The sequence below is a fragment of the Mesorhizobium sp. M5C.F.Ca.IN.020.32.2.1 genome, from assembly GCF_004023105.1.
GTDB classification, from domain to species: Bacteria; Pseudomonadota; Alphaproteobacteria; order Rhizobiales; family Rhizobiaceae; genus Mesorhizobium; species Mesorhizobium wenxiniae.
Genome location: NZ_RZSX01000640.1, coordinates 1 through 3,800, shown reverse-complemented (window position 1 = coordinate 3,800; position 3,800 = coordinate 1). Strand labels below are relative to the sequence as shown.

Annotated in this window: 2 protein-coding genes and 2 pseudogenes; 2 read left to right on the top strand and 2 right to left on the bottom strand. The window is 61.8% G+C overall.

Annotated features, from left to right (window positions below; genetic code table 11):
* Positions 1-407 precede the first annotated feature (407 nt).
* Entirely contained in the window at positions 408-794 is a 387-nt protein-coding gene (locus EOA86_RS40640; protein WP_245497375.1) for a hypothetical protein, read from the bottom strand.
* 249 nt (positions 795-1,043) lie between these two features.
* Between EOA86_RS40640 and EOA86_RS38880 the strand changes: the two are divergent.
* Both EOA86_RS38880 and EOA86_RS26060 read left to right on the top strand, forming a co-directional pair.
* Positions 1,044-1,154 (top strand): annotated as a pseudogene (locus EOA86_RS38880) (sulfotransferase); the annotation flags it as partial.
* A gap of 278 nt (positions 1,155-1,432) precedes the next feature.
* Complete coding sequence (locus tag EOA86_RS26060; protein WP_127210851.1) at positions 1,433-3,529, top strand: EAL domain-containing protein; 2,097 nt, start codon at positions 1,433-1,435, stop codon at positions 3,527-3,529.
* Between the two features lie 139 nt (positions 3,530-3,668).
* On the opposite strand, the pseudogene EOA86_RS26055 reads toward EOA86_RS26060, so the two are convergent.
* Positions 3,669-3,800 (bottom strand): annotated as a pseudogene (locus tag EOA86_RS26055) (GYD family protein); the annotation flags it as partial.

Here is a 3,800-nt window from a genome sequence, read left to right as displayed (position 1 = left end):
CTTCTCGACCACATGGATCCTAGGGTCTCCGCGACGTCGCTTCGCTCCTGCTTCGCCCCAGGATGACGAAGGCATCACTGCTTAAGGCCAATCGCGGACGGTGAAGATTGGCAGTTGCGTCGCCGCGTGGCGGTTGATGGCAAATCGCAAACTTCGAGATTGGCTGAACAACACTCCCCCGTTCGTCATCCTAGGGCGGGCGGGAGCGCAGACCTAGGGATCCATACCGTTACGATGACCGAGAAGGGCAGCGATCACCCTCAAGCCTGTCCTATTGCGCAAGCCACAGGCAGGCTTCCGTGCTGCCAACACCAGACATATGTATCCGGAATTATATACTGCTTGACTAAAGTAACGGAACGTCCAATGCACATTCCCAGAACCGAACAAGTCCGCTTCCAAAAGGCTTAGACCATATTATCTATTTCAGTCACATCATGATCTAAGCACATCGATATTCTGCCGGCGCGTAACCTGAATCTCGACACGTCGTAAAACCGATACTCGTCGGTCCAGCACTCGCGGTCGCGGATCACATATGTGTCTTTCGCCCGGCTCTGTAGATCAGTTGGACGACGAACAAAAAATATCCGACCTGCGAAACGATCAAGGTAAGGACCGTCCAGCCCAGCGCCTTCCAGATTGAACCCGTTGCCAAAAAAGTCGAGAGCGCCACGACGAATGACGCGGTGGTCATCCCCACCAGGAACTGTGGAAAATTCATCGCTTTCCAAAGCCGGCCCGGAGCTTCTAACAGCCGCGACGGCCACCCTTGCCCATTTACCCCGGACCAACGTTTTCACCCTTTCAAACGTTGCGCAAGTGGCAAATGGATCAGAAGTGTGCACATGTTTAATGCATCCTCTGGTTGAGATACATCCTGGCGTCGTGCTGTTTCATTCAAAAAGAGCAGACCTATTGCGGAAGGCACGATGGAAAGTTGTTGCGCGCCGGGTGCGCTGGGCGCAACGTGGGCCCCGCGGACTGGCACAAAACAAGAATATCAGTCCAGGGGAGAATGGGGGGCCAAGGGGGAGGGTTACATGGCGCTCAAGGTAATCGGCGCGGGATTTGGACGCACGGGCACATGGTCGACCTTTGCCGCGCTGAACAGGCTCGGCTTTCCCTGCTATCACATGCAGGAAGTGATCCTCAAGCTGAAGCGATTGCCCTGAGGTAAAATCCACCAGCGCTGGACACAGCCGCTGCTCAACTCATGGAACCAGTTGCAGGTGATCGCATAGGCGCTAGGTCGGATGACTTCCGCATCCTCGTTGTCGCGACCGGCCGGGGTCAACGTGCCTGTCATCGGAGAAGCAACCGCCCCGCCGTGCCTCCTGTGGGCCCCTTCGCCGGCTCCTTGCGCAGTAACGGTTTCTTCGTTGCTTTTGCCGCACAATGGCCGCGATGGGGCAGGCGAAGTCCAAGGGGCATGGCTGACAAGAAGGATCGCAACGGAGAGTTCTGGGAGCTGGCGCTCGAACGCGCGCATCTTGGCGTCTGGGACTGGGATCTCAGGACCGGCGACTGTTTCTACTCGGCAATGTGGTCGCAGATGCTCGGCTATGGCGAGGGCGAGCTTGCCGAGACAAGCGACCTTTGGCTGCAACTGACGCATCCCGACGATCGCGAGCGGGCGGTGGCCAGCGGCGAACGCCACATTGCCGGGCTGACCGATTCCATCGAGACCGAGCTCAGGCTGAAACACAAATCCGGCCACTGGGTATGGGTTCTCGATCGCGGCGGAGTGGTGGAGCGCGACGCGGAAGGCCGGCCGCTCCGGCTGATGGGCGTCCAGACCGACATCACCAAGCAGAAGCAAGCGGAAGCACAGCTTGAGCAGGTCAACGTCCGCTTTCGCCTGGCGTTAGCAGCCAGCGGCACCGGCATCTGGCATCACGATCTCGCCGCACGCAAAAGCTACTGGGACCAGCGCACGCGGGAAATCTTCGGGCTTGTCGCCGAAACCGACGAGGTGTCGCAAGACCTCTGGCACAGCTATCTGCATCCGGATGACAGGGCCGACGCCGAGCGGGCCCACTTGGCGCCGCTGCAAACCCAAAAGGTCGTCGCCGTGCAATACCGCATCATCAAGCGGAACGGCGAAATCAGACATGTCGAATCACTGATACGGCTCATCGCCGACGCCCAGTCGTCGGGCCAGATCCTGGGCACGGTGCGCGACATCACCGAGGCGAAGCAACGCGAGCAGGAACTTGCCCACGCGGCCCACCATGACGCGCTGACCGGCCTTCTGAACCGCGCTGCATTCGACCGGCTGCTGGCCGAGCATATCGCAACGGCGCGCCCGCTCGCGATCTTCTACGTCGATCTCGACTACTTCAAGGCACTGAACGACTTCGCCGGCCACGCCGCCGGCGACCTTGCACTGAAGCGCGTCGCCAAGCGCATTCAGGGCTGTCTGCCGCCGTCGGTGCATGCCGCGCGCCTCGGCGGCGACGAGTTCGCGCTGCTGGTGCCTGATTGCGACGCAGCGCAAGCCGAGCGTCTCGCCGGCGCCGTTCTCGCGGCGGTTCGCGATGCCGACCTCGGCTCGACGGCGGCGTCGCGCAAGCTCGCGGCCAGCATCGGCATCGCCTTTGTCGCCGATGAGAATACCGCGGTGGCCGACGCGCTCGCCTGTGCCGACGACGCCTGCTATGCGGCCAAGGCCGCCGGGCGCAATCGCTTCGCGGTGTTCTCCCCTGAGACAACATCCGGTTCCAGCGGTCTCAATGCGGCGCGGCTAGCGGCCGACACCGTCGATGCCATGGAAGACGGAAGGCTGAAACTGTTCGGCCAGGAAATCCATCGGCTCGGAACACCTTTGCAAGAGAGCCGCCATGTCGAGGTCCTGGCGCGGCTCGCCGGGCGCAACGGGCGGCTGATCCCGCCGGGCGAGTTCATCCCGGCAGCGGAACGGTTCGGCATAGCCTCGCGGCTCGATCGCTGGATCATCAGGACGGCGCTCTCGCTTCATGGTCCGGCGCTGAAGTCAGGGGCGCTCACGCTCGGCTTCAACCTGTCGGCGCAGACCCTGAGCGATCCGCAGCTTTGGGATTTCGTCGACGCCGTCATCGATGAGACCGGGGCGCCGCATGCCGGCATCGGCTTTGAGATCACCGAAACCGCCGCAGTCACCAATTTCACTGCTGCCGAACAGTTCGTCCGCAAGGCGCGCGAGCGACGCTGCCGCGTCAGCCTCGACGATTTCGGGGCGGGCATGAGTTCGTTCGAATATCTCCGGCGCTTTCCCGTCGACGCCATCAAGATCGACGGCTCCTTCATCGAGCATATTGCGGAGAGCCGCTTCGACCGCGAAATCGTCTCGGCCATATCCGGCATCGCCAGAAGCCTCGGCTGCTCCGTGGTGGCGGAGAAGATCGAAGAGCAGGCTTCGCTCGACATCCTCAGGGGTATGGGCGTTGCCTTCGGCCAGGGATTTCTGCTGCACCGGCCGGAGCCGCTGCAAGCGATCGTGGCACGGGCGAGCGCGCAAGCGGCTTTGCCAGCTGGACGGCGAGCATAGCATCCGCTCGCCGGGCGCGAGGCTGCAGGACGGCCAGCGATCCGTCACGCGCGAGATCGGATTCGCGTCAGTCGAAGGTGAGAAAGCCAAAAGCCGCGAGAACGTCCAGAATAGTTCCAGCGTCGACACTGCGAGTTGGTCAGGGCTTTCCCGGCGGACGATAGCGGATTGACTTTGCCTTCCCAAGCGCTTGCATCGTCTCTTCGACGCTTAGGAGGACGGTGGTCTCGTACGAGCTGAGCGCCCCGCCCGCACCGATAGCCAGCATGAC